The sequence below is a fragment of the Prevotella koreensis genome, from assembly GCF_003977605.1.
Lineage (GTDB): Bacteria > Bacteroidota > Bacteroidia > Bacteroidales > Bacteroidaceae > Prevotella > Prevotella koreensis.
The window spans coordinates 1,192,539-1,215,451 of sequence record NZ_RYYU01000001.1; the positions used below are offsets into that span (position 1 = coordinate 1,192,539).

Sequence of the window (22,913 nt, forward strand, 5' to 3'; positions counted from 1 at the left end):
CGATGGCAACTACGCAGAGGGGTTGCGCTCGTTATGGCACTTAAGCCGACACCTCACGGCACGAGCTGACGACAACCATGCAGCACCTTCACAGAGACCCCGAAGGGCATCACCATCTCTGGATCTTTCCTCTGCAATTCAAGCCCGGGTAAGGTTCCTCGCGTATCATCGAATTAAACCACATGTTCCTCCGCTTGTGCGGGCCCCCGTCAATTCCTTTGAGTTTCACCGTTGCCGGCGTACTCCCCAGGTGGGATGCTTAACGCTTTCGCTAGGCCACCGGCAATTTATCGCCGACAGCGAGCATCCATGGTTTACTGTGCGGACTACCAGGGTATCTAATCCTGTTCGATACCCGCACCTTCGAGCATAAACGTCAGTTGGGATATGGTACGCTGCCTTCGCAATCGGAGTTCCTCGTGATATCTAAGCATTTCACCGCTACACCACGAATTCCGCGTACCTACGGCCCACTCAAGCAAGCCAGTTCGCGCAGCAGGACCGTGGTTGGGCCACGGCGTTTCACTGCACGCTTGACAAGCAGTCTGCGCTCCCTTTAAACCCAATAAATCCGGATAACGCCAGGACCTTCCGTATTACCGCGGCTGCTGGCACGGAATTAGCCGGTCCTTATTCATGCGGTACCTGCAATATCTCACACGTGAAACATTTTATCCCCGCATAAAAGGAGTTTACAACCCATAGGGCAGTCATCCTCCACGCTACTTGGCTGGTTCAGGCTTGCGCCCATTGACCAATATTCCTCACTGCTGCCTCCCGTAGGAGTTTGGGCCGTGTCTCAGTCCCAATGTGGGGGGCCTTCCTCTCAGAACCCCTACCGATCAAAGCCTTGGTGAGCCGTTACCTCACCAACAAACTAATCGGACGCATCCCCATCCGCTGCCGAAAAAAACTTTGCCCCGAATCGGATGCCGTCAACGGGGATTATGGGGTATTAGTCCGGCTTTCACCGGGTTATCCCCCTGCAGCGGGAAGGTTGGATACGCGTTACTCACCCGTGCGCCGGTCGCCATCACGGATCGCAAGCAATCCGCATGATGCCCCTCGACTTGCATGTGTTAAGCCTGTAGCTAGCGTTCATCCTGAGCCAGGATCAAACTCTCCATTGTAAAATGTCTGATTATAATAATTAATGACACAAAAAAACAATGTGCCATAATAATAATGTCTGTCTCAAGAATGCACAATATCCGGTACAATTTAATTGACGGTTCATGGGCACCGTCGAAATGACAAAAGCATCCGACGGCATTCCTAATTACCAAAGGTCATGAATAAACACAACCTCGCTTCTTGTACTACTTCTCTGTCTTATTGAAATCTATCAAAGAACTCTTTCTTTATGTGCTCATGAAAACACAACCAAAAAGGCCGGATTTTTCAAAAGCGAGTGCAAAGGTAATGCTAAATTCGCAAACCACAAAACTTTTTCAAAGAAAAATTTAGAAAAAAAAGAAAAAGAAGAAAAGAATAAAGAAAATAAACGAAGAAGAAAGAAAACAATACATTATTATATATATAGAGAGCGATGGGGAAAATAAATAAAAATAGAACTGCGAGTCTATATAAATAACATTTACGAACAATTCACGTCCCATTCACCACAAATTACGTTTAAGAAAGCTAACGTGAATTATACGTGAATGGGACGTGATGGAACGTGAATTATACGTAATTTATACGTAACGGGGCTTTTTATAATGACTGCAAGCCGGTAATCATGCGCTGCAATCCTTCAGCAAGGATAGAGCGTGGGCATGCAAGGTTGATGCGAAGGAAAGCACGTTGCTGTTCGCCATAGCACAAGCCGTCGCAGAGCCATACCTTATAGTTATTGTACAAATAGTCTTTAATCTCGGTAGATGACTTGCCAAATGCCGAGCAATCAACCCAAGCAAGGTATGTTGACTCATGCGGCGACACCCACAGTTGCGGCAATTTCTCTGCGAATTGAGACACAAGGTAGTCGTAGTTGCCCTGCACATAGTCATTGAACTGCTTCAACCACTCTGCACCACCGTCGGTATATGCAGCCTCTACGGCAACGATTCCGAATGGGTTGACATCGCACGTTTCAAAGATATTCACAGCACGGTTTATGCGATAACGCTTATCCGGATCGGCAACAATTATGTTGGCAGTCTGTAGTCCGGCTACGTTGAATGCCTTAGACGCAGCCACACATGTCACGCTATTCTGCAAGAACTCCTCACCGAGCGAAGAGAACGGAATATATTTATATCCGTCTGAAACGAACTCGCAGTGAATTTCGTCGGAAACCACCAATACATTGTTCTTGAAACATATCTCTCCGATGCGCATCAGTTCCTCTTTTGTCCACACTCTTCCTGACGGGTTATGAGGGTTGCAGAGCAAGAAAATGCGCACATTCGGGTCGGCACATGCCTTCTCGAAACCATCCCAGTCTATTGTGAAGGCATGTTCGTCCTTGCCGTTCTTCTTCTCGTCGAGCAGCAACGGCAGTTCCTCCACGAGGGCACCTTGGTTGCGAATGCTTGAATAGAAACAGTTATAGATAGGAGTGGTCATCAGCACTTTGTCGCCCGGAAGCGTCAGAGCATGCACGATGGCCGAGATTGCGGGCACCACACCAATGGTGATTATAATGTGTTCGCGTTTCCACCCCTTTGCTCCGTGGCGATTGCCGAACCAGTTGATAACCGAGTCGTAGTAACTCTGTGGCACGAGAGTGTATCCGAACACCTCATGATCAAGTCGCTTGCGCATAGCCTCTGTTATTCCCGGATACACTTTGAAGTCCATGTCGGCAATCCACAACGGCATGATGTCTTCTTCTGCTTCATCCCATTTGACGCAGTTTGAGCCGCGTCTCTTGATGATTTCGTCAAAATTGTAGTTCATAGATTTTTGATTTAAGATTTATGTTTGTGCTGCGACATTGCGCCTGCACGTTTTTATTATTGTTCGTTTCTCTGTATTATCTTGCAGTCGGCCGGTTTTCTGACGCTCGCGTCTATCGTTATTCGTCCTATGCTGTCAGCCACTATTCTGCCGGTTCTCGGGTTCTTCACCTCCGTTATGCTTCCTATTATATCAGCCTGCACGTCCGAATCTTCGAACACACGGTCGCAGTCTTCGCCGAACGTGCAATCTTCGAGCACTAAGTTCTCGGCATAGCATAGCGGCTGTTCTCCCGTTATATGACATCTCACGACTCGCACGTTCTTGGAGTGCCACGCAAGATATTCGCCATTGAGTTCGCTGTCGTATATCGTAACGTTCTCCACTTCCCAAAACGAGTCTTTTGTGGTTATCTTCGCGTTGTGCACCTCCACGTTCTTACAGTATTGGAACACATATTTCGAATCGCTTACCAATCCGTCCACATGCACATTCTCGCAGAACATGAAAGGATATGTACCCTCATGCAGCGTAACGTTCTTTATCTTCAGGTTCTTTACCTTCCAAAAGGTCTCGTCTGCATCATTGAATGTCACGTTTTCTATTGTCACATTATTCATCTCGCGGAACAGTTTCGGGGCATCTATCACGGTGTCTCTCACAACCATATCGTTGGAATACCATATACCCGAACGCGAGCCAACCTCGAAATAGCAGTTGGTAATCAGTGAGCCGTCAACGTGCCACCAAGGATACTTTCCTATAAAACGACAGTTGTCTGCCTCTATGTTGCTACAACATTTTATTCCCGATTCTCCTTCTGTTATAGTAACATTCTCAAATCGTGTGTTATGTATGTCGAAGAGAGGTCTTTCCCCTCCAAACTCTTTGTTTTTTATTACCTCCATCATATTTTATATGTTATTTGGCTGCAAAGTTACAATAAATAAGTAGGTGCTCAAAATTAATCTGACATAACTTTATCTCTTTTTTACCTTATGGTTATCTGTCGAGTCCTAATATAAGAATAGAGGAAGTACTTTCTTTTATTTCTGTTTTTCTCCCAACTCACGCATCATTTTTCCAAGTTCCGAGTATGTATAGTCACGATTTCCGACCTTTTTGTCTTGCATGGAATGTTCAGCATTTTTAATGGCTGTGGCCAGACTTCCCCCATTTCTTTCAAAATAAGAATGCAGGCCTTTGCTCTTAACAAAGAAATCAATTGTCTTACGATATTCGCAGTGATGTCTCAAGTCATTCAGAAGAAGTTCTTGATTGGCATACATACGTGAAGTGTACTTGAAATAATATAGGAAAAACAGTTCTATACACCTGTGCGTCTCGAAGAATTTAACTTCGCAATGGATTCCTTTTTGGGGCTTATCAATCTGCTTCGCATACTTTTCTTTCAATCGGACATACTGCGAGCGTTCCGGATCTTTGTCCTTCGTGTCCATGTCTATAACACAAAAGATGCTATCATACCCCATCGCAATACCTTCTGTTATCTTCTGTTCCAACTCCTTTATACTGGTATGTTTTGGATAATCGGGCTTTATCGTAAGTCCCTTTAACACATTGCTCAACGACTTGAAGTAATAGAATTCCGTCGGTCCCTCACCCAATATCAACGTTGTCTTATGCAGTTTCCCCATATCAATCCTCCATATCAATGAAAATACTACCAAGTTCGGGCTTTGCACCTAACCGCCCAATACGATAAGAATTATACAAAGAAAGATTCTTATGCAAACCATAAGAGTCTCCACGCGCATATTCGGATGATGCCGTTTCCTTATTCTTCTCAACAAACCATACCACGCCTCGATTTTCATTAATCATATCCTGAGAAAGCAAGGCTGTTTCCTGACTGGTGATAATAAGTTGCGACTTGTCAGAATTGAATATGAAAACGTTCAGATAATAGAAAAGCAAATCATAATGCAGGTCTTCACCGAGTTCATCTAAGTAGTAAACATGAGAACTCGTAACCATCTCGTACAGTGCATTAAGTATGCGTATATATTTCAACGTGCCCTTTGACTGCCGGAATAGAGGAACGTCAAACTGTCCTTTATACGACTTGTTCACGAATGTTACCGACTCGACCGTAGTTCTTAGCAACGCCTCCTTCATCTCATCAGGAATATTTTCTTGTTTTATTCGCTCACGATACTCCTGTGGGATTGACCTATCTTGCAGTGTAGGCTTGTATTCCAAGATGTTCAAATCGGCATTTTGAAGCATCTGATTGAAGAACTTTCGTTTTTTGTCATCGGTATATGCCTCATTCAATATCTCGACAACGCTTTTCTCTTGCTCGTCATCCCCATCCACATCATGACAATTAGCCATAATCCAGTTGCTTAGTTTGTTGAATGGCTCTATGTCTTCTTTCAAAGCCGCTTTTCTGCAAACAGACAGCACACTATGATTATTGAGAGTATTCTCACGGATGCTTTCTTGTGTCTTGGCAAGCAACTTAAGCCCTGTGCCGAATTTGATGTTAGCCTGCACATTATCACTCACAAAGTTACGCTCATAAAACAGCGACTTTGCCTTATTAGGATAATAGTTCAACACTTCTTTTAATATGCATCTGCCGTTGAAGGACACGTCATAATCATATCTTATTCCGGCAACATAGAACGACACATGCATTTCGGTAGGCTTGTCTGTTGACAAAACAAATGGCATATAACCGGAAATCTTTTTACCCGCATCGGATTTTGGCTGTATCATCATTCTGAATATCTCATTCATGGCAAGCAGCATATTTGATTTACCGGAAGCATTTGAGCCATACAATATTCCTAACTTATAAAGAAAAACATTTTCAGACACCTCTACCACAAGTTCTGAAGCAGGCTCTTTGGCAACGAAACTCAATTCTTGCTTGTCGCTAATCGAAAGATAATTCTTAACCCAAAAATCTCGAATCATATTAATGACATATTAAATGTTTGATTTCTGCCACAAATTTATATCAAATACAGCATTAAACCAAATATTTGAGCCAAAATCGTAGAACAGTTACAATATTTAGACATTTTATTGCCACAAAAGAGATAATCAAATGCGTTACGATTGGGGCGAATTTGAAAAGCAAATTAGGCGAATTTGGTGAGCAATCTCGCCCAATTTGCAAAACAGTTTCGTTCTAATTGTTGCCATTATGCCATACTTTATCAATAGGAAATGGCTGTAAAAGGCAGAAAAGCACACAAGTATGTGCTAAAAAAGTATAAAACAGCGACTGTATTAAAAGTTTTTATTAATTTTGTCGTAATAAAAAAAGAAATCTGATATTCTTTGAAAGAACATAACAAACAAGAATTACATATTAGGAATGAAACAACAAGATGTTATGCCGGCTGATGGCAAACTGGGAATCATGGTCGTAGGTTGCGGTGCAGTTTCCACAACGTTCATCACCGGAGTACTTATGGCACGCAAGGGATTGGCAAAACCTGTAGGTTCAATGACGCAGTATGACAAAATCCGAGTGGGTCGAGGTGACAACAAAAAATACTTGAATTATAACGACATAGTACCTCTTGCAAGGCTCGAAGACATCGAGTTTGCAGTATGGGATGTTTACCCGCAGAACGCATATCAGGCTGCGATGTATGCTGAAGTGCTCAACGAGAAAGACATAAATCCGGTACGCGACGAGTTGGAAAAAATAGTACCGATGAAGGCAGCATTCGACAAGAACTACGCCAAGCGCATCGATGGCGACAATGTTAAGGACTGCAAGACACGCCGCGAGATGGCAGAAGCACTGCGCGAAGATATTCGCCGGTTCAAGAAAGAGAAGAATTGCGCGCGCATAGTTGTGATATGGGCGGCATCGACAGAGATTTACGTACCGGTGGACGAGAACGTACATTTCACCTTGGCAGCACTCGAAAAGGCAATGGACGAGGACGACCGCGAACATATTGCACCATCGATGTGCTACGCTTATGCGGCACTTTCGGAGGGTGCACCGTTCATAATGGGTGCTCCGAACACAACAGTCGATATTCCGGCGATGTGGGAATTGGCAGAAAAGACAAAGATGCCAATATCGGGAAAAGACTTCAAGACAGGACAGACACTCGTGAAGAGTGGTTTTGCACCTATCATCAGCACGCGCTGCCTCGGTCTGAATGGTTGGTTCTCGACAAATATCCTCGGCAATCGCGACGGTCTTGTGCTCGACGAACCTGCAAATTTCCGAACAAAGGAGGTGTCGAAACTCTCTACGCTCGAAACGATATTGAAGGCCGACGTACAACCGGAACTCTACAAAGACTACTATCACAAGGTGCGCATCAATTACTATCCGCCGCGCAACGACAACAAAGAGGGCTGGGACAACATAGACATCTTCGGATGGATGGGCTACCCCATGCAGATAAAAATAAACTTCCTCTGCCGCGACTCGATACTTGCTGCACCGCTGTTGCTCGACCTCTGTCTGCTAAGCGACCTCGCAGCACGTGCCGGCCGATATGGCACACAGCATTTCTTGAGTTTCTTCATGAAATCACCAATGCACGACTATACCCGCAATGAAGAAGCGGTGAACAACCTATACCAGCAATACACAATGCTGAAAAACGCCATACGCGAAATGGGTGGCTACGAAGCCGACGAGGAAATAGACTAAGACCTGATGGCGAACAAGAACAGAGCAGCCTCACGACGCATACCGAAATGGTGGTGGGTGCTTCTTCCTGTAATGGCCATGGCGTGGATGCTGTGGTTCGCAATACCAATGTCTGAAAGTCAAAAAGAGCGAAACAAGGTCAGCGTTGAATACCGGTCGTGTTACGCTCTGACATCAGGCAGCGACACATTATTATATATTGACGAACTATCGAATGATTGGACACGCGCAAACATATCCGTGGACAACGAAATTCTCGCGTCAAGAGAAGAAACATTCGGCGGCGCATGGCACAACAAATTCTTGTTCTTCCCGTCGTGTCACGGTCGCATCGTTACGTACAATCCGGACTACAAGGCCGACAGTCTGCTGAAAATAGTGAACGACACACTGCCGAAACTCGTCAGACAACAGCAAATCATGCTTACCGGAAAAAGCAAGACTCTCGAACGGACATTGCGCGAACTGCTCTATTATATGCGCGTTCATAGCGTTGCCGATGACGGTTATCATATCGTGGCGGCGCATTATGCAGAGGTGGCGGCCGACAAGGAGCGCGTAGATGCGGCTCTGAAATCGTTGCATGGCATTGAAAACAAACCGCTGCGAATGTCTATTGTGCAACGATTCACGGCAGTATATAAAAACGAGAGAGGAAAGATGCGCCGACGCAGATGCCACCTGCTCAAGAGCGATGCCCCTACCTTACGGTGCATTATACAGACAAGAAACCGACTGAAACCAATATATGCCTACGCCAACTATAACAGCGAACCGAGCGAATACACCGGAAAGCCTCAACCGAAATATGCTTACTACGGCGAAACGAAGGACGGAAAACGTAACGGTCACGGCATGTACATCGACCGTGCAGGTAACTACTACGATGGTTTTTGGAATGACGGGATGCGTGACGGATTCGGTTGCTCGGTTGACTCGGCAGGAAACGTGCGTGTGGGACTGTGGAAGGCCGACCGCTTCCGTGGCGAACGACTCAACTATACGCCCGAGCGCATATATGGCATCGACATAGCACGCTATCAGCATGAGGTGGACAAAGGCATCTATCCGATAAATTGGAAAAACCTGCACATCACAAGTCTCGGCGTGAAAACTCCGAAGACAATAACCGGAAAAGTGAACTATCCCGTGTCGTTCGTATTCATAAAATCCACCGAAGGCACCAGTGTCCTCAACAAATACTATGGTTCCGACTATGTAGCGGCACGCAAGAACGGCATACGTGTGGGCACATACCATTTCTTTTCAACCAAGAGCGACCCTATAAAACAGGCAAAGCATTTCCTGCGCAATAGCAAATTCGGCAAGGGCGACTTGCCTCCCGTGCTCGATGTAGAGCCCGGCGATGCACAGATAGCGGCAATGGGTGGCGCGGAAGTGATGTTCTCTTACATAAGAACATGGATGAACATCGTGGAGAGTGCCACCGGTACGCGCCCGATATTATACATCAATCAGATGTTCGTCAACCAATATATGCCGTTGGCACCCGACATTGTCGCCGACTATGAGGTGTGGATTGCACGCTACAACGAGTTCAAGCCCGACATGCACCTCGCTTTCTGGCAACTCGGCTACGACGGAAAACTTTCCGGAATACGCGGCGACGTGGATATAAATGTCTTCAACGGCTATCGTGATGAGTGGGAAGAGTATCTTGAGAGAAGAACAATTCGATAGTGAAGCGGGAACAAGTGTGATTTTCAAAAAACCAAGACTCTTTGACATCACTCCTCCTTTGACAACAAGTATGCACACCGCGCAATCAATCAACGAGTATAAACTCCAACCAACAATTAGTACCTGAACCTGTTTTGGGATAGACTGAACATTTGAAAAAATGCGTATAACTCGGAAAACACGCGTAATACGCAAGACAATACTCGAACGAAGTAAAAGTATTTATAAAACATACAGAACAACAGCGATGACCTGCCCCAATCCATTTGACTCTCAAATGCGGGACGCAAGTCATCGCCGTTGTTTATGATTTATTTCCGTTTCTGTTTCGCGAAATTAGTTTTCAGCCTCCGGAGCCTTGTCGATAAGATCCATGAACTGATCGAGTTTCGGGGTGATTATGATTTGCGTGCGACGGTTGCGCTGCTTACCCACCTCGTTATTGTTTGTTGCAATCGGGTTATATTCGCCACGTCCGCCGGCAGTGAGACGCTTAGGATCTACGCCGTAGTGCTTCTGCAGATACTGCACAACGCTTGATGCACGCAGACAAGAGAGGTCCCAGTTGTTGCGTATGTTCTCGCGAGAAATTGGCACATTGTCGGTATTACCCTCCACCAGCACGTCATAATCTCTGTAGTCTGTTATGATCTTTGCTATCTTCGACAGAGTTTCTGCTGCGCGGTCGTTGATTTCGTAAGAACCGCTCTTATAGAGCATGTTGTCGGCAAGCGAGATATAAACCACTCCTTTAAGCACTTGTACATCCACCTCTCTCAACTCCTCTTTGGTGAGCGAGCGTGTAAGATTGTTCGTGAGCACCATGTTAAGCGAGTCGCTCTTCGACTTCACCTCCACCAAATGACGTATATACTGGTTAGACTCGTTAATCTGATCCACCAATTTCTCTATGCTGACATTGTTCTGACTTGCATTAGACAGACTCTTATCGAGCGACTGCTGCAATAATTGGTAAGCACTCTGCGCCTGACGCAACTGGTCTTCGAGCGAACTGACACGCGAATTTGCCGCAGCAAGTTGCTCCTTGGTATTCTGCAAGTTGCTTGTCAGGTCTTTGTTCTCGAGTTTACAATTCTCCAGATCCTTCTTGCTGGCACAACCGCTCATGAAGAGTACGCCTGCAAAGAGTGCCATCGCTAAGATACTTTTTTTCATCACTTACTTTATTTATGGTTAATACTATTCCGCTTATACCATGCGGTCTTTATGCGGCAAAAGTCGTTAATATGACGAACAAAAGCAAATAATGTTGCATTACATTATGTTTTTTTAACCGAAACAGCACGAAAAAAGTTTTTATTATAGAACGAGTATTATCCATTAATTCATTTACTCGCAATCATGGGACAAGGAAAGCCCAACGCAAACGGCCGTAAATTCTACGTGAATAAACGTAAATGGGCAAACCATTTGTATTTGTGTATATAACAATTTGGGCGATTTTGGTGAGTAAAATCGGCGAAATTGGTCAGCAAATTGGGCGAAATTGCAGAGCAAAACGGGCTGTTTTGGCAAGGCATCAAATACAATATTAATTGCGGTGGGATATTGGTTGCAAATCAGGTAATTGTAAAAAGAAAAGTAGAGAGTCGATGAAAGGTATATTTTCACATCACGAGTGTGGATTTTTTTTGCTTTACAGATGCACGGAAAACGAAAAAAATGCTTACCTTTGCAGCGTTATCCTAATAAAGTATATACCTTACGAATATGATATTTTTCTTCAAGACTCCGACAGCGAGCATCATCGCAACTGACGCAGACCATCAGTTGAATGCTCAAGAGATAAACGAACTGTGCTGGCTCTATGGCGATGCCGAACTGCTCACGACCAATGGTGATTTCCAGACAGCGGTGGAAGGGTTCTTCGTCGGTCCGCGACGCGAGATGATTACACCGTGGAGCACCAATGCCGTTGAGATTACACAGAATATGAATCTCCACGGCATTGTGCGTATAGAGGAATTTTTCCCCGTGGCAGACAAGAATGCCGAGCACGACCCTATGCTGCAACGCATGTATGAAAGGCTCGACCAGACGGTATTCACCGTGAATCATGAGCCGGAGCCAATAAAGCATGTTGAGAATCTTGAAGAATATAACGAACGTGAGGGGCTCGCTCTGTCGCCTGCCGAAATAGAATATCTGCACAGCGTGGAGAAGCAACTTGGCCGACCTCTCACCGACAGTGAGGTGTTCGGTTTTGCACAGATAAACTCCGAGCACTGCCGTCACAAGATTTTCGGAGGCAAGTTTATCATTGACGGCGAGGAGAAAGAATCGAGCCTGTTCAGCATGATAAAGAAGACCACGAAAGAAAATCCTCACAAGATTCTATCGGCATACAAGGATAACGTGGCTTTCTCGCAAGGGCCTGTTGTGGAACAGTTTGCACCAAGCGACCAATCAACAAGCGACTGGTTCCGCGTGAAAGAAATAGAAAGCGTCATCTCACTGAAGGCAGAGACGCACAATTTCCCTACCACCGTGGAACCGTTCAACGGAGCGGCGACAGGCACCGGTGGCGAAATTCGCGACCGCATGGGTGGTGGTGTAGGCTCATGGCCAATAGCCGGAACTGCCGTATATATGACAGCGTATTCACGGTTGGACGAAGGGGGAATGTTGAGCGTTGAGCGTTTAGCGTTGAGCGAAAAAAGTTGTGGTAACGATACAAGCATCGCTCAACCCTCAACCCTCAACCCTCATCGCTCAACCCTCAACCCTCAACCCTCCACAAAGCCATGGGAGCAAATACTGCCTGTGCGCGAATGGCTATACCAGACACCGGAACAGATATTGATAAAGGCATCTAACGGAGCGAGCGACTTCGGAAACAAGTTCGGCCAACCGCTGATTACCGGTTCGGTTCTCACTTTCGAACATCAGGAAGGTAATGAGAAATACGCTTACGACAAGGTGATAATGCTTGCCGGAGGAGTAGGTTACGGAACGAAACGCGACTGCCTGAAGAAAGAACCGCAGACAGGAAATAAGATTGTTGTGGTGGGTGGCGACAACTACCGTATCGGTCTTGGCGGAGGTTCGGTATCGTCTGTTGATACCGGCAGATACAGCAACGGCATCGAGTTGAACGCCATACAGCGCGCCAACCCGGAGATGCAGAAGCGTGCTTATAATCTCGTCAGGGCACTGTGTGAGGAAGAGATAAATCCCGTTGTCAGCATACACGACCACGGAAGTGCAGGTCATGTGAACTGCCTTTCAGAACTCGTTGAGGAATGTGGCGGCGAGATAGACATGACAAAACTGCCGATTGGCGACAAAACGCTGTCGGCAAAAGAGATAATTGCCAACGAGAGTCAGGAGCGAATGGGACTGCTGATAGACGAGAAGCACATCGACCACGTGCGCCGTATTGCCGAGCGCGAGCGTGCACCGCTGTATGTGGTGGGCGAGACCACGGGCGATGCTCACTTCTCATTCCGTCAGGGTGACGGTAAAAAACCGTTCGATCTCGACGTGGCACAGATGTTCGGACATTCACCTGTCACGGTGATGCAGGACGAAACGGTGGAGCGTCACTATGAAAATGTAAGTTACGATAATGCCAACGCAAACCTCGACACACTCTTGAAGCGTGTGCTATCGCTTGAGGCTGTGGCTTGCAAAGACTGGCTCACAAACAAGGTGGACCGTTCGGTGACGGGCAAGGTGGCACGTCAGCAGTGCCAAGGCGAGATACAGTTGCCGTTGAGCGACTGCGGTGTGGTGGCACTCGACTACCGCGGCGTGAAAGGAATTGCCACGGCTTTGGGTCATGCTCCACAAGCAGCGCTTGCCAATCCGGCAGCCGGCAGCGTACTCTCTGTTGCCGAATCGCTGACAAACATCGTGTGGGCACCACTCGAAGAGGGGCTCGACAGTGTTTCGCTCTCGGCAAACTGGATGTGGCCTTGCCGCTCGCAGAAAGGTGAGGATGCACGACTCTACGCGGCAGTGGAAGCACTATCCGACTTCTGTTGCGAACTGCACATCAACGTTCCGACTGGAAAAGACTCACTTTCTATGAGTCAACAATATCCCAACGGCGAGAAAATCATCGCTCCGGGAACAGTGATAGTAAGTTCGGGCGGCGAAGTGGCAGACGTGAGGAAAGTGGTTTCGCCTGTAATGGTGAACGACAAAGCCACCACGTTATATCACATAGACTTCTCATACGACGAACAACGGCTCGGCGGAAGTGCCTTCGCACAGACCCACGGCAAGGTGGGCGACGACGTGCCGACGGTGAAAGACCCGGAATATTTCCGCAATGCGTTCAACGCCGTGCAAGATTTGATAAATCAAGGGCTCGTTATGGCCGGTCATGACATCAGTGCCGGAGGACTAATAACAACTCTGCTCGAAATGACATTTGCCAACCGTGAGGGCGGAATGAATATTGACTTGAGTGCATTTGAAGGCAACGACATGGTGAAAATATTGTTCGCCGAAAATCCCGGAGCGGTGATTCAGATTGCCGACAGTGACATAGCGACAGTAGAAGCAGTGCTCGACAAGGCCGAAATAAGTTATGCACAGATAGGAAAACCTGACCCGCTACGCTATATCGTGGTGCAGAAAGACAGTTTCTGTCATTGCTTCGACATTGACGATATGCGCAATGCGTGGTATGAAACATCTCATCTGCTTGACCGCAAGCAGAGTTTCAACGGCTGTGCAGACGAACGCGCGAAGAACTATAAGAACCAACCGCTGGAGATGAAGTTCAAAGAAGACTTCACAGGTAAATTGGAACAATACGGACTGGGGACGCTGAGAGAGGAAAGGATGTTGAGCGTTGAGCGTTTAGCGTTGAGCGAAAACGACTCTGATAAAACCTCATCGCTCCACTCGGCTCCGTCAGGAGACGCTTTCGAAGCAAAGCGAAGAAAGAACCCTCATCGCTCAACCCTCAACCTACCCAAGGCCGCTATAATACGCGAGAAGGGAACAAACGGCGAGCGAGAAATGGCTTACTCATTATGGCTTGCAGGCTTTGATGTGAAAGACGTGATGATGACAGACCTCATCAGCGGTCGCGAAACACTCGACGAGGTGAATATGATAGTGTTCTGCGGTGGTTTCTCAAACTCTGACGTTCTTGGCAGCGCGAAGGGTTGGGCCGGTGCGTTCCTTTTCAACCCGAAAGCAAAAGAGGCTCTCGAAAGATTTTATGAACGCGAGGACACACTGTCGCTCGGTATTTGTAACGGTTGCCAACTCATGGTGGAACTCGGACTGCTGGAAGAAAAAGAAATGCGGGGAGCGAACAGAGACAGCAAAAAACGTACACGCATGCTGCATAATGACAGTCACAAGTTTGAGAGTTGCTTCGTCTCACTCGCCATACCGGAGAACAACAGTGTGATGCTAAGTTCGCTGAGTGGCACAAAACTCGGCATCTGGGTTGCACACGGAGAGGGTAAGTTCTCGCTTCCGGAACCGGAGGAGAAATATAACATCATTGCGAAATATAATTATCATAACTACCCGGGCAATCCCAATGGCAGCGACTACGACACTGCGGGTATCTGCTCTAAGGACGGTCGCCACCTCGCAATGATGCCACACTTTGAGCGTGCAATATTCCCTTGGCAGAACGCATGGTATCCGCAAGACCGCCGAAAAGATGAGGTGACACCGTGGATTGAGGCTTTCGTCAACGCACGCAAGTGGATTGAGGCGAGACAGTAATGTTGAATAAGTAATACATCAGAAATACAAGTGGCTTTGAACAATATATATTTAGAGTCGTTCAGGACTTTCTTTAAAATCGGCGCGGTGACATTCGGCGGCGGATATGCCATGATACCCATCATCGAAACAGAGGTGGTGGATAAACATCAATGGGTAAATAAAGAGGAACTACTCGACTTTATTGCCATTGCACAGAGCACTCCGGGGGTGTTTGCTGTAAACATCAGCACATTCATCGGTTATAAACTGCGCGGAACGAAAGGGGCGATATGCGCCACAATGGGTGCCGCCCTACCCTCGTTTCTCATAATACTTCTCATCGCGATATTCTTCCATCAATTCCAAGACAATAAGGTTATCGCATCAATATTCAACGGCATACGTCCTGCGGTGGTGGCGCTCATTGCCGTCCCGACATTCAACCTCGCGACAAGCGCGCGCATAACACTTTCCAACTGCTGGATTCCCATTGCCTGCGCATTGGCGATATACCCCATCGGAGTGTCTCCGATATTGATAATTATCGCTGCTGGAGTGTGCGGATATATTTATGGGAAATATATTAAACCGACGGAGTGAGGGGAGGGAAGGTTGAGCGTTGAGCGTTGAGCGTTGAGGGTGGAGCGTTCTTTCTTCGCTTTGCTTCGAAAGCGTCTCCTGACGGAGCCGAGCGGAGCGTTGAGGGTTGAGCGTTGAGCGATGAGTGATGAGGGTTGAGCGAATCTATTAAAATATTTCAGATGTTCACAATAAGTCATAAGTATGTGTTTCTCTATATAAAATAAAGTAACAATGATATACCTATATCTCTTTATAACTTTCTTTGAGATTGGTCTCTTCGGTTTTGGCGGCGGATATGGCATGCTGTCGCTGATACAGAACGAGGTGGTGCGCACCCATCACTGGCTCACGATGAGTGAGTTTACGGACATCGTGGCCATCAGTCAGATGACACCGGGACCTATAGGCATCAACTCTGCGACATATTGCGGATACGCTGCAGTGAAGCATGCCGGGTATGACGGAGTGATGGCAGTGCTCGGTAGTGCCACCGCAACATTCGCACTGGTGCTCCCATCGTTGATAATGATGATATTGATAAGCAAGATGTTCATAAAATACATGGACACACCAATGGTGAAAAGCGTGTTCCTCGGTCTGCGACCCGCCGTAGTGGGACTGCTGGGTGCGGCGACAATGATGCTTATGACACCGGAAAATTTCGGCACTCCTACCGAAACTCCGTGGCAGTTCTGGATAAGCGTGGCACTATTTGCGGCCTGCTTCATAGGAACAAAGTTCCTGAAAGTAAACCCTATAAGAATGATATTATACAGCGGCTTTGCCGGTTTGCTTCTGCTATACTGACGTTAACAATCAACAATATAATACCGGAGAAAAAAGAAACCGACCCCAAAAGCGATTCAAACACTTTTGGGGTCGGTTCTTATTACTCGGCATTTTTACATTCCTCTTGCCTTAAGCAGAGCAGCCGCATCGGGCGACTTCATGCCGGTGAAGTTGGTGAATGTCTGCATCAGGTCTTCCGTATTGCCACGGCTCAGCACCTTATCACGGAAAGCCTGGCCTACCGACGGATTCAGAGCACCGTTCTTTTCAAAGTAGTTGGCGCAGTTCTCGGCAAGCACTTCGCTCCACAGATAACTGTAATATCCGGCAGCATAACCACCACCCCACACATGATTGAAGTATGAAGTGCGGTAACGTGGAGGTATCTGATAGTTGAGAAGTCCGATTTCTTTCAGCACTTTTTTCTCGAAGTCATTGGCTTTATCGGCCGTTGGAATCTCTGAAGAAGCAAGGCAATGCCATGCAAGGTCGGCACAAGTGGCAGCAAGATTCTCGCCCAACGCATAAGCAGAGTGGAAGTTTAGAGACTCAAGCATCTTTTTCTTCAGTTCCTCCGGCATTGACTTACCAGTCTTATAGTGCTTTGCATAGTTGGCAAAGACTTCAGGAACAACGGCGAACGACTCGTTGAACTGTGATGGCATTTCCACAAAGTCACGTGAAACAGATGTTCCGCTCAATGTATTGTAGTAACAATCGGAAAGCATTCCGTGCAACGCGTGTCCAAATTCGTGGAACATTGTCGTCACCTCACTCCATGTAAGAAGAGTTGGTTGACCCTCCGGTGCCTTTGCACTGTTGCACACATTATATATAATAGGTATTTGTTCACGCTGACGACTCTGATTTGCAAAAGCATCCATCCATGCTCCACCGCGCTTTGTGGGACGACGGAAATAGTCGCAATAGAAAAGAGCCAACTGCTTTCCGTCCTTGTCTATAACATCAAACACCTTCATATCGGGGTGATATGTCGGTAGGTCTTTGCGCTCTTTGAATGAAAGACCGTAAGCCTTGTTCGCAGCATAGAACACTCCGTTGAAGAGAACAGAGTCGATGTCGAAATAAGGTTTCACATCATCATCAGAGAAATTGAATTTCTCTTTCTTCATTTTGGCAGAATAATAGAAGCGGTCGTAAGGCTGAAGTTTGAAGTCAGCCCCCATTGTCTTTCGTGCGTATGCTTCTATTTCGTTTGTCTCAGCCTCTGCTTTCGGAGTATAAACGGCAATCAGTTGCTTTAAGAAAGCATACACATTGTCGGTGTTTTTAGCCATAGTGTCGTCTAATGAGTAAGAAGCATAGTTCTTATAGCCCATCAGTTCGGCTTTCTCGGCACGCAATTTGGCAATTTCCACGATAAATGGGAAGTTGTTATATTGTCCTGTACCGTCTGCACGATGAGTCGAAGCCTCATATACACGCTTGCGCAGGTCGCGGTTATCAAGGCTTGCCAATATCGGCTGCTGTGTGGTATTCACGATAACTATGCAATAAGGTGCCTTTCCGCCACGGCTTTCCGCGTCTTTCTTACACTGTGCTATGTCAGCATCACTCAGTCCGGCAAGTTCCTCACGGGTGTTCACCCATACCGCAGCATCATTCGTAGCCGCAGGCAACACATTGCCGAACTCCTGCTGCAATGCAGCGATGCGGTTGTTTATCTCCTCCATTCTCGCTTTCTTATCTGCCGGCAGGAGTGCTCCCGAACGCACGAACCCCTTATACACCTCCTCAAGAAGTTTCTTATCTTCGCCCTTGAGAGTGTTGCGCTCGTTGTCATATACATATTTCACACGCTCGAAGAACTTCTGGTTTAATGATATTTCGTTCTCCAATGCGGTGAGCAAAGGAATTGCTTCATCCTCTGCCGTTGCCAGTTCCGGTGTCTTATGTGCGTTTGTCAGTGCGAAGAACACGTTAGACACACTGCCAAGCAACTGCCCACTATTCTCGTATGCGAGGATAGTGTTCTTGAAAGTGGGTTTCTCCGGATTGTCAACAATACGTCTGATTTCCGCACGTTTCTGCTCTATCCCTGCTTTCAGAGCAGGAAGATAGTCGCTCGCCTTAACGATACCGAAGTTCGGTGCGCCATAAGGCAACGTGCTTCTGTTCATCAACGGATTTCCATCCTTAACATTCAATTTAGTGTTGTCATCTGTTATTGCTGCCGTTGCACCCATCATTGTCGATGCAAGCCCCGCCGCCAACAAATACTTTCCAAATTTGTTATTCATAGTTTAAATTTAAATAATTGATAATTTCCTATTCAAGTGTTTTGCCATTTCTCTATATATCAACGTACATGGCTTTGCAAAAATAGGAATAAAAAGCGACAAAACAACTCCATTTTGTGTTTTTTAACCATATCTGACATAAAATGCGACAGCATATCCGGGCAGATTATTCATAACCTACCGGGCTAAATGAGAATCATTTATGAATACGGATAAAGAACTACAAAAAAACAAAACAACCCCAATGCTTATGAACATCGGGGCTGTTGTTTTATTCTAAGGATTACACATTAAACGGACAAATCAGTATTCCAGTATGAGTGTCTGTCGCGGAGAGAGTGATATGTTGTTGCCGAACATTACTTGTTTGCCGGTTATCACGTCCTTTGTCGGAACTGAAATATTATTGTCTGTGGGTGCAAGGCCGGCGAACAATTCTCTGTAACGCGCGGCATCAAGTGTCTGTTGCTTGCTTGTACCGTTGAGTATTACTATCACTCCGCGACCGTTGTACTCACGCGACACGACATATATACCGTTATGTGGTATGAAATGCTTCATCTTTCCGCGCGTCACGATGTCGTTCCCACGTCTCCAATGCAGCAGTCGTGACAACCAATTGAACATTGCATTCTCCTCTGCCGAGCGTCCTTCAGCGGTGAAAGCATTGCGCGTGTCACCGGGAAAACCACCCGGGAAGTCGCATCTCACATCGCCATCGGTAACTTCTTTCGTTCCGTTCATAAGAATCTCCGTACCATAATAGAGTTGCGGTATTCGCCTAACGGTGAGCAACAAGGCCAGAGCCTGCTTCAAAGAAAGGGTATCACAGCCATTGCCGAGAAAGCGGTCGGTGTCATGATTTTCTATGAAAGCCATCACGTTATCCGGATCTTCGTACAGATAGTCGTACAAGAACGAATTGTATATGCGATTGAGACCCTCCCACCAGCCATCGGTTTCCTCATTCTTCGCTTTTGAAAGACGGTCGAAGAAAGAGAAATCCATCACTGTTTTAAGGTAAGAGTTGGGGCGTTCGGCAGAGAGCGATGCGGACTTAGCGTTGTAAGTGGTATCTACGAGGCGACTGTCTTTCTGCCATGCAGCAGTATATGCCGGCTCGGTAACCCATGTTTCGCCAACCACATTGAAGTTAGGATATTCGTTATCAATGCTCTTCATCCACTGCGCCATGCCCTCGGCATAAGCATACGGATAAGTATCCATGCGTATTCCGTCTATGCCAACGGTTTCTATCCACCATATACTGTTCTGTATCAGATACTTCATCACGTGAGGATTGTCCTGATTAAGGTCGGGCATTGTCGGCACGAACCATCCTTGCGTGGTCTCACTCTTGTCAATCTCCGAAGCATAGGGGTCGAGCACCGGCGTTAGTTTGTAACTTGTCTGCTTGAAACTTGTGCCTTGAGGGTTTGACGTACCTTTAGACTCTTTCAGCCATTCGTGCAGGTTGAACCAATCGTTGCTCGGCATGTCGGCCACCCAAGGATGTTCGAAGCCGCAGTGATTGAAAATCATATCCATCACCACTTTCAGTCCTTTACGATGAGCCTCATCAGTGAGAGTGCGATATTCCTCGTTTGTTCCGAAGCGCGGATCAACCCGATAATAGTCGGTTGTGGCATATCCGTGATATGTACTGTAACCAAGAGAGTTGTCGGGAGAATTGTTTTCAAGCACCGGTGTGAGCCAAAGAGCCGTAACACCGAGTTCGTTGAAATAGTCAAGATGTCTGCGTATGCCCTCAAGGTCGCCACCATGACGTAATGAGGGAGCACTGCGGTCAACAACATAATCATTAAGAGTTTTGCGTAATTGCGCCGTGGCTTGCGGTGTGGTGTATTTGCCACTCGATGCAAAACGGTCGGGCATCAGCATATACAACACATCCGAGTTAGAGAAACCTGTGCGCTGTTCGCCCGCTTTATCGCGTGCTTTGAGTTGATAGGAAGCAGTGAACGAACCTTTTGTCTTGCCTCCCTTGCGCGCCGTGAACTTCAGTTTCATAGTTCCGGGTTGTGCGTCTTTCAGGTTCAGATAAACTAACAGATAGTTCGGACTGTCAAGACGTACCACACTATCTATGCTCACTCCGGCATAGTCGGTCGTGACATCGGTCTCACGAATATTCTCTCCATATACCATTAGTTGCAGTGAAGGATCTTTCATGCCGACATACCAGTCGGTAGGATCTATCCTGCTTACTTTCACCGATGCCGCATTCATCGTCGATATGGCGGCAACAAACAATAGTGATAAGAATATGCGAAGCATGTTTTAATCATTTAATAGGTTTATGTTCTTTCTGTTTTTATCAGTCATGGAATATCAATGCCGACTGCGGAGCCACAGTAACGGTTTTCCCTGTCACCGTTCTTATGCCCTTCTCTTTTACCACTCCTTCTGCACAAACTATGGTATAAGTGCTCTCCGGAACCTCAACCTCGCATTCGTGAATGTTTCCGTTGAGCACCACATAGATGTTTTTCCATGCGTCTCCACCGGCATTATCAACTAATCGGTATGCCACGAGGCACGGTTTAGTGGGCAGGAACTGTAGGTGTCGGCGCACAAGTTCGGCACTGCCGAGACGGAAAGCGGGGTGATTCTTGCGCAACTGTATCATGTTCTTGTAGTAAGAGAACGCCTCCGGATAGCGTCGCAGATTTTGCCAGTCGAGCGCATTGATGCTGTCGGGCGACTGGAAAGAGTTGTGTACGCCTTTCTTGTCGCGCAGCATTTCCTCTCCACAGAAGATGAAAGGCACGCCCTGCGATGTCAGCACAGCAGTCTGGGCAAGACATGAGAGGTCTGACAGTAAAGCATTATTCTCCATATCAAACGGATTGCTGTCATCTGATGTCGGGTAATGAGCAGCCATCGTCTTTCTCAAACGGTCGATAAGACACATATCGTCATGACAACTGACATACGAAATCATCTGCGTAGGCTCTGCCGCCCATGCCTCCTTAGAGTAGTTGACGCGCGACATATCAACTTGCGGATGAACTATACAGCCGGCAATGCCGAACTTGATGCTCTCTTCCTCACCTTCAATACCGATGAGGAAAGCACCCTTCGAATCGTCGGAGAACGGCCCGCGCAGACCGTCGCGCATCTCATCAGAGAAAGCAGCGATACGCGGCATCTTCGAGATATTAGACTTCATGGCGAGTTTTTCATTTGGGAAAGCACATGCTCCGGCACTCCAGCCCTCACCATATATAAATATAGTAGGGTCAATCTCATCAACGGCCTTGCGTATTTCGTTCATCGTTTCGATGTCATGAATACCCATAAGGTCGAAGCGGAAGCCGTCAATGTGATATTCGTTAATCCAGTGTTTCACCGATTCTATCATGAAACGCCTCATCATCGGCATGTCAGAAGCGGTCTCGTTGCCACACCCCGAACCATTGCTATACGAACCATCCATATTCTTGCGATAGTAATAGTCGGGATATGTTTTCTGGAAATTGCTGTTCTCGATGTCGTAAGTATGATTATATACCACGTCGAGGATTACGCGTATTCCGGCTCTGTGCAATGCCTGCACCATCTGCTTGAACTCCCTGATGCGCACATCGGGAGCATAAGGGTTGGTGCTATACGAACCATCGGGCACATTATAGTTCACCGGATCGTACCCCCAATTATACTGTGGGCGTTCGAGTTGCGTCTCATCCACCGATCCATAGTCGTACGAAGGCAGGATATGCACAGCGTTCACTCCCAATGATTTCAGATGAGTTATTGCCCTCGGCTCGGTCAATGCGAGAAACTTTCCTTTGTTCATGATGCCCGATGTGGGAGAAATTGAGAAATCACGGTGGTGCATCTCGTAGATAACGAGGTCGGCAGGCGACTTTATTTCTGGTCGTCTGTCCATTTCCCAACCCTCCGGATTGGTAGTATTCATATCGATAACCACCGCGTCCTTGCCGTTCACGCCCACCGCCTTGGCGAACACTCCGGGCGAACAACGGCCGTCAACGACGAACCGGTAATGGCTTCCGGCAAGGTCTTTCTTTACCGTTGCCGTCCATATTCCGTCCTTGTCAAGTTTCATCGCAACACGTTTCTCTTTCACTCCGGCAGTCTTGTCAGACGATAAATCGTAAACCACAGCCACCTCCTTTGCATCTTTCGGTGCGAACAGTCGGAACGTTGTCTGCCTTGGCGTGTACACAGCCTCTTTGAAATCGAAATCCTGTGCTGTCACTGCCGTTGATAGAAGCATATAAAATATGCCTGCCAATATGATTTTTCTCATCGGGTCAATATTGATT

14 protein-coding genes and 1 rRNA gene (1 of these 15 only partly in view) are annotated in these 22,913 nt (G+C 46.9%); 5 read left to right on the forward strand and 10 right to left on the reverse strand.

Annotation, left to right across the window (positions count from 1 at the left end; all coding sequences use genetic code 11):
• The 5 genes from EHV08_RS05185 to EHV08_RS05205 all read right to left on the reverse strand — a co-directional run.
• Positions 1-1,130, reverse strand: a 16S ribosomal RNA gene (locus tag EHV08_RS05185) (it extends 401 nt beyond the left edge of the window).
• Between the two features lie 586 nt (positions 1,131-1,716).
• Complete coding sequence (locus tag EHV08_RS05190) at positions 1,717-2,904, reverse strand: MalY/PatB family protein (protein ID WP_126678372.1); 1,188 nt, start codon at positions 2,902-2,904, stop codon at positions 1,717-1,719.
• A gap of 56 nt (positions 2,905-2,960) precedes the next feature.
• Complete coding sequence (locus EHV08_RS05195; RefSeq protein WP_126679421.1) at positions 2,961-3,812, reverse strand: DUF3737 family protein; 852 nt, start codon at positions 3,810-3,812, stop codon at positions 2,961-2,963.
• 138 nt (positions 3,813-3,950) lie between these two features.
• Positions 3,951-4,562 carry an RloB family protein gene (locus tag EHV08_RS05200; protein WP_126678373.1) on the reverse strand — a complete coding sequence of 204 codons (612 nt, stop codon included), beginning with the start codon at positions 4,560-4,562 and terminating at the stop codon, positions 3,951-3,953.
• 1 nt (position 4,563) lies between these two features.
• Positions 4,564-5,850 (reverse strand): AAA family ATPase, encoded by a 1,287-nt coding sequence (locus EHV08_RS05205; RefSeq protein WP_126678374.1) that lies wholly within the window; start codon positions 5,848-5,850, stop codon positions 4,564-4,566.
• Between the two features lie 406 nt (positions 5,851-6,256).
• On the opposite strand from EHV08_RS05205, the gene EHV08_RS05210 reads away from it, so the two are divergent.
• Both EHV08_RS05210 and EHV08_RS05215 read left to right on the forward strand, forming a co-directional pair.
• Entirely contained in the window at positions 6,257-7,564 is a 1,308-nt protein-coding gene (locus EHV08_RS05210) for an inositol-3-phosphate synthase (protein WP_126678375.1), read from the forward strand.
• Between the two features lie 6 nt (positions 7,565-7,570).
• The gene (locus tag EHV08_RS05215; RefSeq protein ID WP_126678376.1) at positions 7,571-9,265 is read left to right on the forward strand and encodes a GH25 family lysozyme; all 1,695 of its coding nucleotides are present in this window, start codon (positions 7,571-7,573) and stop codon (positions 9,263-9,265) included.
• A gap of 336 nt (positions 9,266-9,601) precedes the next feature.
• On the opposite strand, the gene EHV08_RS05220 is transcribed toward EHV08_RS05215, so the two are convergent.
• Complete coding sequence (locus EHV08_RS05220; protein WP_126678377.1) at positions 9,602-10,441, reverse strand: OmpA family protein; 840 nt, start codon at positions 10,439-10,441, stop codon at positions 9,602-9,604.
• Between the two features lie 555 nt (positions 10,442-10,996).
• Between EHV08_RS05220 and purL the strand changes: the two genes are divergently transcribed.
• Together purL and EHV08_RS05230 are read left to right on the forward strand one after the other, a co-directional pair.
• Positions 10,997-14,986: a phosphoribosylformylglycinamidine synthase gene (gene purL / locus EHV08_RS05225; protein ID WP_126678378.1), complete on the forward strand. Its 3,990-nt coding sequence runs from the start codon at positions 10,997-10,999 to the stop codon at positions 14,984-14,986.
• A gap of 45 nt (positions 14,987-15,031) precedes the next feature.
• The gene (locus EHV08_RS05230) at positions 15,032-15,568 is read left to right on the forward strand and encodes a chromate transporter (RefSeq protein WP_126679422.1); all 537 of its coding nucleotides are present in this window, start codon (positions 15,032-15,034) and stop codon (positions 15,566-15,568) included.
• On the opposite strand, the gene EHV08_RS05235 is transcribed toward EHV08_RS05230, so the two are convergent.
• On the reverse strand, positions 15,538-15,747 hold the full coding sequence (locus tag EHV08_RS05235; protein ID WP_126678379.1) for a hypothetical protein: 210 nt from the start codon (positions 15,745-15,747) through the stop codon (positions 15,538-15,540). The genes EHV08_RS05230 and EHV08_RS05235 overlap by 31 nt on opposite strands.
• Positions 15,748-15,781: 34 nt before the next feature.
• On the opposite strand from EHV08_RS05235, the gene EHV08_RS05240 reads away from it, so the two are divergent.
• The gene (locus EHV08_RS05240; protein ID WP_126678380.1) at positions 15,782-16,357 is read left to right on the forward strand and encodes a chromate transporter; all 576 of its coding nucleotides are present in this window, start codon (positions 15,782-15,784) and stop codon (positions 16,355-16,357) included.
• A gap of 95 nt (positions 16,358-16,452) precedes the next feature.
• On the opposite strand, the gene EHV08_RS05245 is transcribed toward EHV08_RS05240, so the two are convergent.
• From EHV08_RS05245 to pulA, 3 genes are all read right to left on the reverse strand, one after another.
• Positions 16,453-18,600, reverse strand: coding sequence for a M3 family metallopeptidase (locus EHV08_RS05245; protein WP_126678381.1), 2,148 nt, complete (start codon positions 18,598-18,600; stop codon positions 16,453-16,455).
• A gap of 303 nt (positions 18,601-18,903) precedes the next feature.
• The gene (locus EHV08_RS05250; RefSeq protein ID WP_126678382.1) at positions 18,904-20,898 is read right to left on the reverse strand and encodes a glycoside hydrolase family 13 protein; all 1,995 of its coding nucleotides are present in this window, start codon (positions 20,896-20,898) and stop codon (positions 18,904-18,906) included.
• Between the two features lie 40 nt (positions 20,899-20,938).
• A complete protein-coding gene (gene pulA, locus EHV08_RS05255; protein WP_126678383.1) occupies positions 20,939-22,897 on the reverse strand; it encodes a type I pullulanase in 1,959 nt (652 codons plus the stop codon).
• Positions 22,898-22,913: the final 16 nt, after the last annotated feature.